Source organism: Streptomyces sp. NPDC020681 (assembly GCF_044334895.1).
Classification (GTDB): Bacteria; Actinomycetota; Actinomycetes; order Streptomycetales; family Streptomycetaceae; genus Streptomyces.
The window spans coordinates 276,161-289,351 of the sequence record NZ_JBIRTX010000008.1; the positions used below are offsets into that span (position 1 = coordinate 276,161).

Here is a 13,191-nt window from a genome sequence, read left to right on the forward strand (position 1 = left end):
CACCTCCCGGACCGGGCCCACCTCACCCGTCTCACCCGCATCAGCGCGTGAGCGCGGGCTCCATCTCGTCGTCCGAAGTCGCGAGGACCTCAGCGCCCTCCATGTGCTGCTTCGGCCGCGCCGGCAGCGCGTACATCACCACGAAGATCACGGCCAGCACGGCCACCACCCACCACAGCGAGTTCTGGAACGCGTCCTTGAACGCCTCACCGACCGCGCTCGGCGCGATCCGGTCGCCGCCCAGCTCGTCGATCGAGCTGAAGAAGACCACCGACACCAGCGCGAGCCCCAGCGCATTGCCCATCTGCATCGTCGTGTTGATCAGGCCCGACGCCGAGCCCGCATGCTCCCGCGGCACGTCGGAGAGCACCGCGTCCGTCAGCGGCGCCACGATCAGGCCCATGCCGACGCCCATCACCACCAGCGGCAGCGCCATCTGCCAGGGCGCGATCTGCATGCCGTACCGACCGGCCTCCCAGATGTAGATCAGCAGCCCCGCCGCCATCGTCAGCGCGCCCGCCTGCAGCACCTTCCGCCCGAACCGCGGCACCAGCTTCTGTACGGAGATCCCGGCCGCCGCGGACACCGCGATCGAGAACGGGACGCCGGTCACGCCAGCCCGCAGCGGGCTCCAGCCGAGCCCTATCTGCATGTACAGCGTCCACACCAGGAAGAAGATGCCGCACACGATGCCGAACGTGAGCTGCACGGCGATGCCCGCGGCAAAGCTCTTCACCTTGAACAGCGACAGCTCGACGAGCGGCGAACCGTCCTTGCGCGTCTTGTACTTCTCGTACGCGACCAGCGCGGCGAACACGACCAGGCTGCCGGCCATGCACAGATGACCCCACAGCGGCCAGCCCAGCTCACGCCCGCGCGTCAGCGGGTAGATCAGCATCAGCAGTCCGGTGGTGACGAGCACGACGCCGATCAGGTCGAGCTTGAGCGCCTTCGGCGCGCGGGACTCGGTAATGAACTTCCGGCCCAGGATCAGCCCGGCGATGCCGACGGGCAGATTGATCAGGAAGATCGGCCGCCACCCCAGGCCGAAGAGGTTCCACTGGGTCAGCAGCGCGCCGAGCAGCGGACCGGACACCGCGCCGAGGCCGATGACCGCGCCGAACATTCCGAAGACCTTGCCGCGTTCGTGCGCCGGGAAGGTGGCGTGGATGATCGCCAGGACCTGCGGCACCATCAGCGCCGCGGTCGCGCCCTGGAGCAGGCGGGAGGCGACCAGCATCTCCTCGTTCGCGGCGAATCCGCAGAGCGCGGAGGCGAGCGTGAAGCCGGTGATGCCGATCAGGAAGAGCCGCTTGCGGCCGTAGATGTCGCCGAGACGCCCGCCGGTGATCAGGCCGGCGGCGAAGGCGAGCGCATATCCGGCGGTGATCCACTGGATCGCGCCGAACGACGCCCCCAGGTCCCGCTCGATGCTCGGGATCGCGATGTTGACGATGGTGACGTCGACCAGATCCATGAAGGCCGCGGTCATGACGATGGCGAGCGCGATCCAGCGACGACGGTCCGACGCGGTGTCCAGGGCGGTGTCCGGTGCCGTATCCGTTACGGCGGGCTGTGAACTCATGAGAGGAACCTAGGGGTCATCTAGGTCAGGCCATGTCCTAGATGACAGGCATCCTGGAAAACATGACGGACACTCCGGCACGACTCCTGAATCTGCTCTCCCTTCTCCAGACCCCGCGCGAGTGGCCCGGCAGCGAGCTGGCCGAGCGCCTCGAAGTCAGTCCGCGCACGATCCGCCGTGACATCGACCGGCTCCGCGACCTCGGCTATCCGGTCGAGGCGACGAAGGGCGCGGTCGGCGGCTACCGCCTGGTCGCCGGTGCGGCGATGCCACCGCTGCTCCTGGACGACGAGGAGGCCGTCGCCATCGCGGTGGGCCTGCGCGCCGGGGCGGGCCATGCGATCGAGGGCATCGAGGAGGCGTCCGTACGTGCGCTGGCCAAGTTGGAACAGGTCCTGCCGTCCCGGCTGCGGCACCGGGTCACCACGCTCCAGGCCGCGACGATTCCGCTGACCCGCGGCGACGGCGCGACGATCGACCCGCAGACCCTGACGGTCATCGCCGGTGCGGCGAGCGGGCGGGAGCGGATGCGCTTCGGCTACCGGGCGGGCGACGGGACGGAGACCAAGCGGCAGGTCGAGCCGTACCGGCTGGTCTCGACGGGCCGCCGCTGGTACCTCGTCGCGTACGACCTGGGGCGGGAGGACTGGCGTACGTTCCGGGTCGACCGGGTCTCGGAGCCGTTCGCGACGGGCGCGCGGTTCACCCCGCGGGAACTGCCCACGGACAGCGCGGCGGAGCTGCTGGGCCACTCGATGTCGCGCCAGCCGGAGCACGAGGTGGATGTGAGCTTCGAGGCGCCGGCGTCGTTCGTGACGGCGCGGCTGCCGGACACGCTGGGCGCGCCGGTGGCGACGGGCGAGCACACCTGCCGGCTGCGGTCGAAGTCGATGGACTCGCTGGAGTGGCTGGCGCTGCGACTGGCCCTGGTGGACTGCGAGTTCACGGTTCACGGCCCCAGGCCGCTGGCGGAGTACCTGACGGATCTGGGCGCGCGGCTGACGCGAGCGACAGCCGACTGACCCTGGACGCCGACTGACCGTGGAAAAAGAGGACCCCGGCACCGGGGGGGAGGGTGCCGAGGTCCGTATATGGGGCGGCGGGTTACGCCGCCGCGTCGAAGCCCACGTCGCGGGCCATCTTCTTCAGTTCGAGCAGCGCGTGCTTCTCGATCTGGCGGATCCGTTCACGCGTCAGGCCGTGCTCCTTGCCGACCTCCGTGAGCGTCCGCTCGCGGCCGTCCACAATTCCGTACCGCATCCGGATGATCGATGCCGTGCGGTGGTCGAGCTTGCCGATCAGGTCCTCGAGCTCCTCGCTGCGCAGCAGCGTCATCACCGACTGCTCCGGCGAGACCGCCGAGGTGTCCTCCAGCAGATCGCCGAACTGCGTCTCGCCCGCGTCGTCGACCGCCATGTTCAGACTGACCGGGTCACGCGCCCAGTCGAGCACGTCCGTGACGCGCTCCGGGGTCGAGTCCAGCTCCTTCGCGACCTCCGCGGCCTCCGGCTCACGGCCGTGCTCACGGTTGAACTCCCGCTGCACACGGCGGATTCGGCCGAGCTCCTCCACCAGGTGGACGGGCAGCCGGATCGTGCGGGACTGGTCGGCTATGGAGCGGGTGATCGCCTGGCGGATCCACCACGTCGCATACGTCGAGAACTTGAAGCCCTTCGCGTAGTCGAACTTCTCGACCGCGCGCACCAGACCCGCGTTGCCCTCCTGGATCAGGTCGAGCAGCGGCAGTCCACTGCGCGGATAGCGGCGGGCGACCGCCACCACCAGCCGGAGGTTCGACTTGATGAAAATGTCCTTCGCGCGCTCGCCCTCGGCCACCAGGGCCTCGAGCTCCTCGCGGGTCGCGCCACCGGCGTCGCTGTCGACCTCGGAGTCGAGGATCTGGCGTGCGTACACACCGGCCTCGATCGTCTGGGACAGCTCGACCTCCTTGGCGGCGTCGAGCAGTGGCGTGCGCGCGATCTCGTCGAGGTACATGCCGACCAGGTCGCGGTCGGCGATCTCCCCACCGCCTGCGCGAACGCTGCTTGCCCGGACGGTCCCACCTGAGGCGGACTGACGACGGGCGACGGCACGGGTTGCCATGCGAGCTCCCTTACTGAGTAGGTCGCGACACCCTTCCGGGTGCCCTGCATCCGAAGGAAACAACGACTGGAATCCGGACAGAATTCCCATGCCGCGCTTCGATTTCCGTGATCTTGCAGTACCCTGTCCGGCCACCAAGGGAGAGCGGATGCCCCAAGAACGTACAGAGGTGCAGGTCAGGCCGGGCACAGAGGCCGATCTAGAAGCCCTCACGGAGCTTTACAACCACTTCATCCGTGAGACGGCCATCACATTCGACACGACCCCCTTCACTCCCGAGCAGCGCCGCCCTTGGCTGCACTCTCACCCTGAAGACGGCCCGTACCGCCTTCTGGTTGCTCGGGATGTCCGAAATGTCGAAGGCTCCGCCGACGGCGAAATTCTGGGCTACGCGACGAGCAGCCCCTTCCGCCCCAAGCCCGCGTACTCGACCTCCGTCGAAGTCAGCGTCTACCTGACGCCCGAAGCCGCGGGGCGCGGCATCGGCACGCTCCTCTACAAAACGCTCTTCGAGGCGCTCGCCGACGAGGACCTGCACCGCGCCTACGCGGGAATCGCCCAGCCGAACGAGGCATCGGCCAGGCTGCACGAGCGGTTCGGCTTCCGGCACATCGGCACGTACCGCGAAGTGGGCCGGAAGTTCGGCCGGTACTGGGACGTGGCCTGGTACGAGAAGGACCTCGGCGCCACCTAGCGGACCGGACCGAGGGCTGGGGCAGGGCCTAGCCGAACTGGACCGAGCGCTTGGCCAGGCCCATCCAGAAGCCGTCGATCACACTCCGCCCGCTCTCGAGCTCGTCCTGGGACGCTCCCAGGGTGACGAAGAGCGGAGCGAAGTGCTCGGTGCGCGGATGCGCCAGCCGGCCCGCCGGGGACTTGTGCTCGAAGTCCAGCAGCGCGTCCACATCGGCCTCCGCGAGCGCCCGCCTGCCCCAGTCGTCGAACTCCACCGACCAGCTCGGTGTCCCGCCGCCCCGCAGCGCCGCCAGATTGTGGGTGAAGAACCCGCTGCCGACGATCAGCACGCCCTCGTCCCGCAGCGGCGCGAGCCTGCGGCCGATCTCCATCAGCCGCTGCGGGTCGAGCGTGGGCATGGAGATCTGGAGTACGGGGATGTCCGCGGCCGGGAACATCTCGACCAGCGGGACATACGCGCCGTGATCGAGGCCGCGGTCCGGGATGTCCTGCACGGGCGCACCGGGGGCACGCAGCAACTTGCGTACGGAATCGGCGAGTTCGGGTGCGCCAGGCGCGTCGTACCGCACGCGGTAGTAGTGCTCGGGGAAGCCCCAGAAGTCGTGGACCAGCGGCACGGTCTCGGTCGCGCCGAGCGCGAGCGGGGCCTCCTCCCAGTGGGCGGAGACCATCAGGATCGCCTTGGGGTGCGGCAGATCCGCGGACCAGGCGGCGAGCTGGCCGGTCCAGAGGGGGTCGTCGGCAAGAGGCGGGGCGCCATGGGAAAGATAGAGGGCGGGCATGCGCTCCGCGGCAGAGGTGGCATTCATCGTCGGCTCCCGTCTGCTTGAACTTTCAAGCTACATCCAGAAACCTTAGCTCCAAGTAGTTCAATGTTCAAGAACCAGTCGTAGAGTGGGATACATGAACACGGCATCCAATGGCGGGGGCCCCGGCGGGAGCGCGCCCGCGCCGCGGTGGCTCACCGATGAAGAGCAACGCGTCTGGCGCGCCTATCTGCACGCCACCACTCTCTTCGAGGACCATCTCGACCGCCAGCTGCAACGCGACGCGGGCATGCCGCACATCTACTACGGCCTGCTCGTGCAGCTCTCCCAGGCCCCGCGCCGCCGCAAGCGGATGACCGAGCTGGCCATCGACGCCAAGATCACCCGCTCCCGCCTCTCGCACGCCGTGGCACGTCTGGAGAAGCACGGCTGGGTGCTGCGCGAGGACTGCCCCTCCGACAAGCGCGGGCAGAACGCCGTGCTGACGGACGCCGGATTCAAGGTCCTGGAGCAGGCCGCACCCGGCCATGTCGAGGCCGTGCGCCAGGCGATGTTCGACCGGCTCTCGCCCGAGCAGGTCGCCCAGCTCGGCGAGATCATGAAGATCGTGGCGGAGGGCCTCCAGCCGCAGGACTCCGGCGCGGACCTGCCCTGGCTGAGGTGAACGCGGCGTACGGGAGCGCGAAGCCCCGCCCCTGAGCTTGCTCGACGCAGTGCGAAGGGCCCCGCCCGGGTGCATCACCCGGGCGGGGCCCTTCTCCGTATGACCTCTCAGCGCACGTCATGACCTCTCAGCGCACGTCGGTGCGGGTCAGTGCGCGACGACGGGGATCTTCACCTCGTCCTCGACACCGTCACCCGAGCCCGCGGCGATCGAACCGGTGTCCGGACGCCCGGTGTTGATGAACGTGAACGCGATGGCCGCGGCAGCCGCCAGGATGCCGACCGCCCACCAGATGGCGTTCGCGTAACCGTGCACCATGCCCTGCAGCTGAAGCAGCTGCTGGTTGCTCGCGCCCGCGGCGTGCGAGGCGATGTACGACGTCGTGGCCGAGGCCGCGATCGTGTTCAGCAGCGCCGTGCCGATCGCGCCGCCGACCTGCTGCGAGGTGTTGACCATCGCGGAGGCGACACCGGCGTCCTCGGGCCGGACACCGTGCGTGGCCAGCGACATCGCCGGCATGAACGCGGTACCCATGCCCAGGCCGAGCAGGATCTGCGCCGGCAGGATCAGACCGGCGTACGAGCTGCCGATCTCCAGCTGCGTCAGCATCAGCATGCCGATCGCGGCGACCACGAAGCCCGGGCCCATGAGCAGCCGCGGCGGAACGCGGGTCATCAGCCGCGCGCCGATCTGGGTCGAGCCCGCGATCATGCCCGCGATCATCGGCAGGAAGGCGAAGCCGGTCATGACCGGCGAGTAGTCCTTCACGACCTGGAGGTAGAAGGTCAGGAAGAGGAAGAGCCCGAACATCGCGATGATGGCGAGGCCCAGCGAGAGATAGACACCGCCGCGGTTGCGCTCGGTCAGCACACGCAGGGGCAGCAGCGGGGCCTTGACCTTGGCCTCGGTCACCACGAAGGCGGCGAGCAGCACCGCGGAAGCGATGAACATGCCCACGGTCAGGCTGTCGGACCAGCCGGCCGACTCGGCGCGGGTGAAGCCGTAGACCAGCGCCACCAGACCCAGCGTGGACAGGACCACGCCCGGGACGTCGAGCGAGGAGCGGTTGCGCGACTCGACCGGCTCACGGATCACAAAGTACGCGCCGACGGCGGCGACGATCGCGAACGGGATGTTGACGAAGAAGGTCCAGCGCCAGTTCAGGTACTCGGTGAGCACACCGCCCAGGATCAGGCCGACCGCGCCACCGCCACCGGCGATGGCTCCGTAGATGCCGAACGCCTTGGCGCGCTCCTTGGCATCGGTGAACATCACGGCGAGCAGCGAGAGCGCGGCGGGCGCGAGCAGCGCACCGAACGCACCCTGCAGGGCGCGGGAGCCGAACATCATGGCCCCGGTGGTGGCAGCACCACCGAGTGCGGATGCCGCGGCGAAGCCGATGAGACCGACGACAAAGGTGCGCTTACGGCCCCAGAGGTCGGCGATCCGGCCGCCGAAGAGCAGCAGTCCACCGAAGGCGAGGGCGTAGGCGGTGATGACCCACTGCCGGTTGCCGTCGGAAATGCCGAGGTCCTGCTGGGCGGTGGGCAGCGCGATGTTCACGATCGTCGCGTCGAGCACCACCATCAGCTGGGCCACGGCGATGAACACCAACGCTTTCCAGCGGTTGGGGTCCCCAAGTGAGATGTCGGGTGTTTTTGGCATGGGAGTAGCCACCTAAGGGTGCGAGGAGGTCATAACGGACGTGCTGCACGTCGTCGTTGACGTGATGGCGTCAGTGGTTGGCGTCAGTAGTCGGCGTCAGTGGTTCAGTGGTTCAGGGGTTCATTGCTTCGTCACTGCGTCACGGAGTGGGGCGCAGAGCCTCCAAAGTCGCCGCCTCACCGGGCAGTTCGGAGCGCGCGGGCGCCTCGAAACCGTCCAGGAGCAGCTGCAGATGACGGTGGACGAACCGGTCGGCGTTCAGGCACTGGATGCCCGGCAGCGGTCGGGTGAGCTGGGAGAGCGCGAGCAGCAGATCGAGGACGGTGACGTCGGACCGCATCCGGCCCGCCGACTGCGCCCGCTCCACGAGGTCCAGTACGGCCGCGTCGAGCCGTTCGCGTCCGGCGGTCAGATCGGGATGATCCTTGTCGAAGTCGCCGGAGAGCATCATGCACAGAGCGCCGATCCGCTCGTCGGCCGCCGCGTGCACGAAGCGGCGTACGGCGTCGAAGGAGTCGGCCTCCTCGGCCGCCGCCCGTTCCGCCTGTTCGCAGGTGCGGGCGATGACGGACACGACCACCTCGTGGACGAGTCCGGCACGGTCGGGGAAGTGGCGGTAGAGCGTGGCATTGCCGACGCCTGCGCGGCGGGCGATCTCGTCGAGCGGGACGTCGTTCCCGGACTCCACGAACACCTCGCGCGCGGCCGTCACGATCCGCTCCCGGTTCCGCAGGGCGTCTGCCCGCGGCCGGGCGGCGCGGGGCGCTTCGGTCTCGGCGGCGGTGGTCACACTGCCACTCCCTTTCTGGCCTCTGTCGATCGCTGTCGATCGCTGTCGCTGTCATGTCTTTGCCACAAGCGGGGATCGTTTCCCCGTTTCGCGCGGACACAGGTTCAAACGGGGAAACGATCCCCGGTTATTTCCCGGCCACGATGTGACCTGCGTCACATATTTCCGCCCCAGGAGTCCACGATCGGCCCACCCGACGCGCGACCCACCACCACCCGTCACAGGCTGATCACACTGAGCAGCAAGGACCCGGCCTGCTGCCGCGGACCCGAAGGCGATTGCATGCAGCACCCCCGCCCCCGGATACGCAGGACCGGCAGATCCCGCCGTCTCGGCACCCTCGCCGCACTCGCGGCCCTCGCGCTCGCCGCTCTCACGACGGCGAGCGCCACGCTCCCCGCACCCGCCCCGGCCTCGGCCGGACCGGTGGCCGCCGCTGACGAGACCGGCCTCGGGCCGTGCCGGATCGCCGCCACCACCGGCATCCAGATGTCGGAGGGCATGCCCACTCCGCCCGGCTACTCCCGCTCCACCGGCGAGATCCGCGCGCTCAACCTGATGATCGACTTCGCGGACGCGGTGGGCGAAGGGCGGGCGCAGGACCGGCTCGCGGAGTTCTTCCCGCAGACCTCGGACTGGTTCAGAACCAGTTCGTACGGACGGCTCAGCTACCGGCCGCACGCGCCGGTCACGGACTGGCTGCGGATGCCGATACCGTTCGCGGGTTACGGAATAGAGCGCGGCTCGCCGTACGAACCCGGCTACCGCAAGCTCGTCGAGGACATCGTCTCCGCCGCCGACGCCAAGGTGGACTTCAGCGCCTACGACCTGGTCAACATCCTGGTGACGCCCAATGCCGGGCCGTCCGCGCTGGACACCGTGCTCTCGGTGACCTTCTCGGGCAACACCGACGCCCCGATCGCCGACGGCGTTCCGCTGGCCAACACGTCCTTCGTCTACAGCAGGCAGGACGACGGCTCCGGCTCGTACACCGATACCGGCTACCGCGTGCTGCCCCACGAGAACGGCCATGTCTTCGGCCTGCCCGACCTCTACACCTCCGAGGGCGGCGGCGCGGTCGGCCACTGGGACATCATGTCCGAGGACTGGGGGGCCAACAACGACCTGCTGGGCTGGCACAAGTGGAAGCTGGGCTGGCTGGACGCCGACCAGATCAGCTGCGCGTCCGCACCCGGCACCACCGAGTACGCGCTGACGCCGCTGGCCACCGCCGGCGGCGCAAAGATGGCCATCGTGCCGCTCAGCAAGGACACGGGTTACGCGGTGGAGGTGCGCACGCGGGCCGGGAACGACGAGGCCGTGTGCGAGCCGGGCGTGCTGATCTACCGGGTGAAGTCCGATGTGGACACCGGGCAGGGTCCCGTGACGATCTCGGACAGCAAACGCGACAGCGGCGGCTGCACCCGGCGGCCCAATGTCCACGCGGAGCTCTCGGACGCGACGTACCGTCCCGGCCAGGCCTTCGTCGACAAGCAGAACGGCGTCCGGATCTCGGTGATCCGCGAGGACAAGGGCGGCGGCTACCGGGTGCGCGTCACGCGTTCTTGAACCACAGCGTCTTTGACCTCAGCTCCCGAACAGCTGCTCGTTCACCGGTCCGCGCAGCTCCCGCTTGAGGATCTTCCCCGTCGGATTGCGCGGCATCGGCTCGTCCCGCAGCAGGACATGCGCAGGCACCTTGAACGCGGCGAGCACCTTGCCGACGTGCGTCTTCAGCTCGTCTGCCGTGGCCGTGGCTCCCGGGCGCAGCTGGACGACGGCCGCGACCTCCTCGCCCAGCACGGGATGCGCAACACCGAGCACCGCGGCGTCGGCGACGTCCGGATGGTCGTGCAGGACCGCCTCGACCTCGACGCAGTAGACGTTCTCGCCGCCGCGGATGACGACGTCCTTGAGCCGGTCGACGATCGAGACCCGTCCTTCGTGCACGGTCGCAAGGTCGCCGGTCCTGAACCAGCCGTCCTGGAAGGCGGCCGTGGTCGCCTCGTCGTCGCGCCAGTAACCGCGTACGAGCGACTGACTGCGCAGCCACAGCTCGCCGACCTCGCCGTCGGGCAGCGCCTCGCCAGCCGGACCGGCGATCCGCACCTCGGTGGCGGGCGACGGGCGGCCAACGCTGCCGGGGTGCTGCCGGTACGCCTCGCCGAAGTTCGCCAGTACTCCTCCGCTGGTCTCGGTCAGCCCGTAACCGTTGCGCGGATCGATCCGGCGGCCGTGGCGGGCCGTCAGCCGCGCGACGAGGTCCGGCGGCGCGGCGGCGCCTCCGGTGTTGAGGTTGGTGAGCGTCTCCAGACCGGACCCGGCGGCCTCCGCCGCGTCGAGCAGTTGGAGCGCGGTGGTCGGCACGCCGGAGTAGTGCGTGACGCGGTGCCGCTCGATGAGGACGAGGGCCTGCTCGGCGTTCCACTTCCGCATCAGTACGAGTGTGCCGCCGGCCGCCATCATCGCGTACACCGTGGTGAACGCGGCCACATGGAAGAACGGGAACGTCATCAGCGTCACCGGCGACCGTCCCTGTCCCGGCAGGACTCCGCGCGCCAGAGCGGCGGCGGCAGCGTGGTACCGCGGATGGACCGCGGCGCCCGCCTGGGCGAGCTGGGTGGCCACCGCGCCCTTGGGCCGGCCGGTGGTGCCGGAGGTGTAGATGATGGTGGCGTCGTCCTCGGCGCGCACGTCGACGAGGGGCGGCGCGAGCGCGAAGTCGTGCACCGGCTCGTACGTCTGGAAGCCCGCTTCCGCCGCACCGTGGAAGACGATGCCGGGCACCTGGTGCTTCAGCGCCCAGGCCCGGACCCGCGGCAGCCGCTCCCCGTCCACCAGGAGCAGCTCGGGCATGCAGTCGTCGAGTGCGTACGCGAGCTCGTCCTCGGTCCACCAGGCATTGAGCGGTACGGCGACGAGACCGGCCAACTCGGCCGCCCAGAACGCGACTTGCCACTCGGGGTGATTCCGCATCGCTATCGCGGCCCGGTCGCCGGGGCGCAGGCCGTACGTGTCGACGAACCGGCTCGCGAGCGCGCACGCCTCGGCGAAGAACTCCGCGTACGTCAGGCTCCGGCTCTCGGCGACGAGGAACGGCCGGTCCCCGTACGCCCAGGTGGCTTCGACGAACTCCCGCAGGGTGCGCGGCCCGTCGGCGTACAGCAGCCCGCCGTCCTCGCCCCGTACGACGGCGAAGGGAGCGCCGGGGGCGGTGAGTTGGGCTTCGTAGCGGCTGTACTGATCCTGGTCCGGCATGCCTGCTCCCTTACGCCTGTCCGGTCACGTTTGCCGTCAGCCGCCGCAGCAGCCTCATGGCTTCCTCATGCTCGCCCGGCGTCAGCCCCATCGCGTCGCCGATCGCGGCCGGGACCTTGCGGGCCTGCTCGCGCAGGGCGAGCCCCTCGTCGGTCGGACTGACCAGGACGAGCCGCTCGTCCTCCCGGTGGCGCTCGCGCCGGAGCAGGCCGTTCGCCTCCAGGCGCTTGAGCAGCGGCGTCAGCGTGCCGTAGTCCAGTTGCAGGGACGCGCCCAGATCCTTGACCGGCACCGAGCCGTGCTCCCACAGCACCAGCATCACCAGGTACTGGGGATAGGTGAGTCCGAGCTCTTCGAGCAGCGGGCGGTAGCGGCCGGTGACCGCGCGAGAGGCCGCGTACAGGGCGAAGCAGAGCTGGTCGTCGAGGAGCAGGGAGGGATCGAGCCGGGGCTCGGCGGACGGCGTGGACTGGCTGGACTTCGTGGACTTGGCGGCGCTCATCCGGGTCTCCCTTCTTCGTGGGTGGCAGGGAGATCAGCGTACCTTCCCCTTTCCCCCAAGCAACTTTTGGACACTTAACTTGTGCACGAGGGAATCGTGCACTAGGTTTCTCGCCATCGAAGCTTCTCCACGACCAAGGAGTGCGACATGAGCGAGAACACGGTCCGACCCGTCCGGCCCGTCCGTCCCGTACTCGAACCGGCCGCCGCGGCGTTCGCCGAGGCCACCGCAAAGCCGCCGTTCCTCTTCGACCTCCCGCCCGCCGAGGGCCGCAAGGCCGTCGACGAGGTGCAGTCGGGCGAGATAGCCAAGCCCGCCGTCGACGAGGAGTGGATCACGGTCGACGGCGGCCCGACCGGCTCGGTCCGCGCCCGGATCGTCAAGCCAGCCGGGGCCACTGGCCTCCTGCCCGTGATCGTCTACATCCACGGCGCGGGCTGGGTGTTCGGCAACGCCCGCACCCACGACCGGCTGGTGCGTGAGCTGGCGGTCGGGGCCGGTGCGGCCGTCGTGTTCCCGGAGTACGACCTCTCACCCGAGGCCCGCTACCCGGTCGCGACGGAGCAGAACTACGCCGTCGCCCAGTGGGTCGTTTCCCAGGGAGCCTCGAAGGGACTCGACGGCTCGCGCCTTGCCGTCGCCGGTGACTCGGTGGGCGGGAACATGGCCGCCGCGCTGACGCTGATGGCCAAGGAACGCGGCGATGTGCGCCTGGTCCAGCAGGTGCTGTTCTACCCGGTAACCGACGCGAACTTCGACACCGGCTCGTACCAGCAGTTCGCCGAGGGCTACTTCCTGCGCCGCGACGGCATGCAGTGGTTCTGGGACCAGTACACGACCGATCCCGCGCAGCGCGCCGAGATCACCGCCTCACCGCTGCGGGCCACCACCGAGCAGCTTCGCGACCTGCCGCCGGCGCTGGTGATCACCGCCGAGGCCGACGTCCTGCGTGACGAGGGCGAGGCGTACGCCAACAAGCTGCGTGAGGCGGGCGTTCCCGTCACCTCCGTCCGCTACCAGGGCATCATCCACGACTTCGTGATGCTCAACGCCCTGCGCGAGACCCATGCGGCCGAGGCCGCCATCGCCCAGGCCGTCGCCACGCTGCACACCGCTCTGCACACCACCCTGCACACCACTCGCTGACTCAAGGACATGACT

Annotated in this window: 12 protein-coding genes; 5 read left to right on the plus strand and 7 right to left on the minus strand. The window is 69.4% G+C overall.

All coding sequences use genetic code 11. The features are described 5' to 3' along the window. Positions 1–40: 40 nt before the first annotated feature. The gene (locus ACH4YL_RS21375) at positions 41–1,585 is read right to left on the minus strand and encodes an MFS transporter (RefSeq protein ID WP_398508964.1); all 1,545 of its coding nucleotides are present in this window, start codon (positions 1,583–1,585) and stop codon (positions 41–43) included. 62 nt (positions 1,586–1,647) lie between these two features. Between ACH4YL_RS21375 and ACH4YL_RS21380 the strand changes: the two genes are divergently transcribed. Beyond that, complete coding sequence (locus tag ACH4YL_RS21380) at positions 1,648–2,607, plus strand: helix-turn-helix transcriptional regulator (protein WP_398508965.1); 960 nt, start codon at positions 1,648–1,650, stop codon at positions 2,605–2,607. Between the two features lie 82 nt (positions 2,608–2,689). Here ACH4YL_RS21380 and ACH4YL_RS21385 read toward each other — a convergent pair whose 3' ends face one another. Then, complete coding sequence (locus ACH4YL_RS21385) at positions 2,690–3,688, minus strand: RNA polymerase sigma factor RpoD/SigA (protein WP_398508966.1); 999 nt, start codon at positions 3,686–3,688, stop codon at positions 2,690–2,692. Between the two features lie 148 nt (positions 3,689–3,836). On the opposite strand from ACH4YL_RS21385, the gene ACH4YL_RS21390 reads away from it, so the two are divergent. Next, entirely contained in the window at positions 3,837–4,382 is a 546-nt protein-coding gene (locus tag ACH4YL_RS21390; protein WP_398508967.1) for a GNAT family N-acetyltransferase, read from the plus strand. Positions 4,383–4,410: 28 nt separating this feature from the next. Here ACH4YL_RS21390 and ACH4YL_RS21395 read toward each other — a convergent pair whose 3' ends face one another. Next, entirely contained in the window at positions 4,411–5,193 is a 783-nt protein-coding gene (locus ACH4YL_RS21395) for a dioxygenase (protein WP_398508968.1), read from the minus strand. A gap of 85 nt (positions 5,194–5,278) precedes the next feature. On the opposite strand from ACH4YL_RS21395, the gene ACH4YL_RS21400 reads away from it, so the two are divergent. Then, positions 5,279–5,815: a MarR family winged helix-turn-helix transcriptional regulator gene (locus tag ACH4YL_RS21400; RefSeq protein ID WP_398508969.1), complete on the plus strand. Its 537-nt coding sequence runs from the start codon at positions 5,279–5,281 to the stop codon at positions 5,813–5,815. Positions 5,816–5,962: 147 nt separating this feature from the next. Here the strand turns inward: ACH4YL_RS21400 and ACH4YL_RS21405 are convergent, their stop codons facing one another. Then, positions 5,963–7,480 carry an MFS transporter gene (locus ACH4YL_RS21405; RefSeq protein ID WP_398508970.1) on the minus strand — a complete coding sequence of 506 codons (1,518 nt, stop codon included), beginning with the start codon at positions 7,478–7,480 and terminating at the stop codon, positions 5,963–5,965. Between the two features lie 139 nt (positions 7,481–7,619). After that, on the minus strand, positions 7,620–8,270 hold the full coding sequence (locus tag ACH4YL_RS21410; protein ID WP_398508971.1) for a TetR/AcrR family transcriptional regulator: 651 nt from the start codon (positions 8,268–8,270) through the stop codon (positions 7,620–7,622). Between the two features lie 282 nt (positions 8,271–8,552). On the opposite strand from ACH4YL_RS21410, the gene ACH4YL_RS21415 reads away from it, so the two are divergent. Beyond that, complete coding sequence (locus ACH4YL_RS21415; protein ID WP_398508972.1) at positions 8,553–9,839, plus strand: M6 family metalloprotease domain-containing protein; 1,287 nt, start codon at positions 8,553–8,555, stop codon at positions 9,837–9,839. Positions 9,840–9,857: 18 nt separating this feature from the next. On the opposite strand, the gene ACH4YL_RS21420 is transcribed toward ACH4YL_RS21415, so the two are convergent. Continuing rightward, positions 9,858–11,528 (minus strand): class I adenylate-forming enzyme family protein, encoded by a 1,671-nt coding sequence (locus ACH4YL_RS21420; RefSeq protein ID WP_398508973.1) that lies wholly within the window; start codon positions 11,526–11,528, stop codon positions 9,858–9,860. Positions 11,529–11,538: 10 nt separating this feature from the next. Then, positions 11,539–12,030, minus strand: coding sequence for a MarR family winged helix-turn-helix transcriptional regulator (locus ACH4YL_RS21425; protein WP_398508974.1), 492 nt, complete (start codon positions 12,028–12,030; stop codon positions 11,539–11,541). A 147-nt stretch (positions 12,031–12,177) separates the two neighbouring features. On the opposite strand from ACH4YL_RS21425, the gene ACH4YL_RS21430 reads away from it, so the two are divergent. Then, positions 12,178–13,176, plus strand: coding sequence for an alpha/beta hydrolase (locus tag ACH4YL_RS21430; RefSeq protein WP_398508975.1), 999 nt, complete (start codon positions 12,178–12,180; stop codon positions 13,174–13,176). Positions 13,177–13,191: the final 15 nt, after the last annotated feature.

Excerpts from the sequence above, each read along its gene's own strand:
- ACH4YL_RS21385 (WP_398508966.1), bottom strand. The coding sequence starts at position 3,688 with ATGGCAACCCGTGCCGTCGCCCGTCGTCAGTCCGCCTCAGGTGGGACC.
- ACH4YL_RS21420 (WP_398508973.1), bottom strand. The coding sequence starts at position 11,528 with ATGCCGGACCAGGATCAGTACAGCCGCTACGAAGCCCAACTCACCGCC.
- ACH4YL_RS21375 (WP_398508964.1), bottom strand. The coding sequence starts at position 1,585 with ATGAGTTCACAGCCCGCCGTAACGGATACGGCACCGGACACCGCCCTG.
- ACH4YL_RS21405 (WP_398508970.1), bottom strand. The coding sequence starts at position 7,480 with ATGCCAAAAACACCCGACATCTCACTTGGGGACCCCAACCGCTGGAAA.
- ACH4YL_RS21430 (WP_398508975.1), top strand. The coding sequence starts at position 12,178 with ATGAGCGAGAACACGGTCCGACCCGTCCGGCCCGTCCGTCCCGTACTC.
- ACH4YL_RS21425 (WP_398508974.1), bottom strand. The coding sequence starts at position 12,030 with ATGAGCGCCGCCAAGTCCACGAAGTCCAGCCAGTCCACGCCGTCCGCC.
- ACH4YL_RS21380 (WP_398508965.1), top strand. The coding sequence starts at position 1,648 with ATGACGGACACTCCGGCACGACTCCTGAATCTGCTCTCCCTTCTCCAG.
- ACH4YL_RS21415 (WP_398508972.1), top strand. The coding sequence starts at position 8,553 with ATGCAGCACCCCCGCCCCCGGATACGCAGGACCGGCAGATCCCGCCGT.
- ACH4YL_RS21390 (WP_398508967.1), top strand. The coding sequence starts at position 3,837 with ATGCCCCAAGAACGTACAGAGGTGCAGGTCAGGCCGGGCACAGAGGCC.
- ACH4YL_RS21395 (WP_398508968.1), bottom strand. The coding sequence starts at position 5,193 with ATGAATGCCACCTCTGCCGCGGAGCGCATGCCCGCCCTCTATCTTTCC.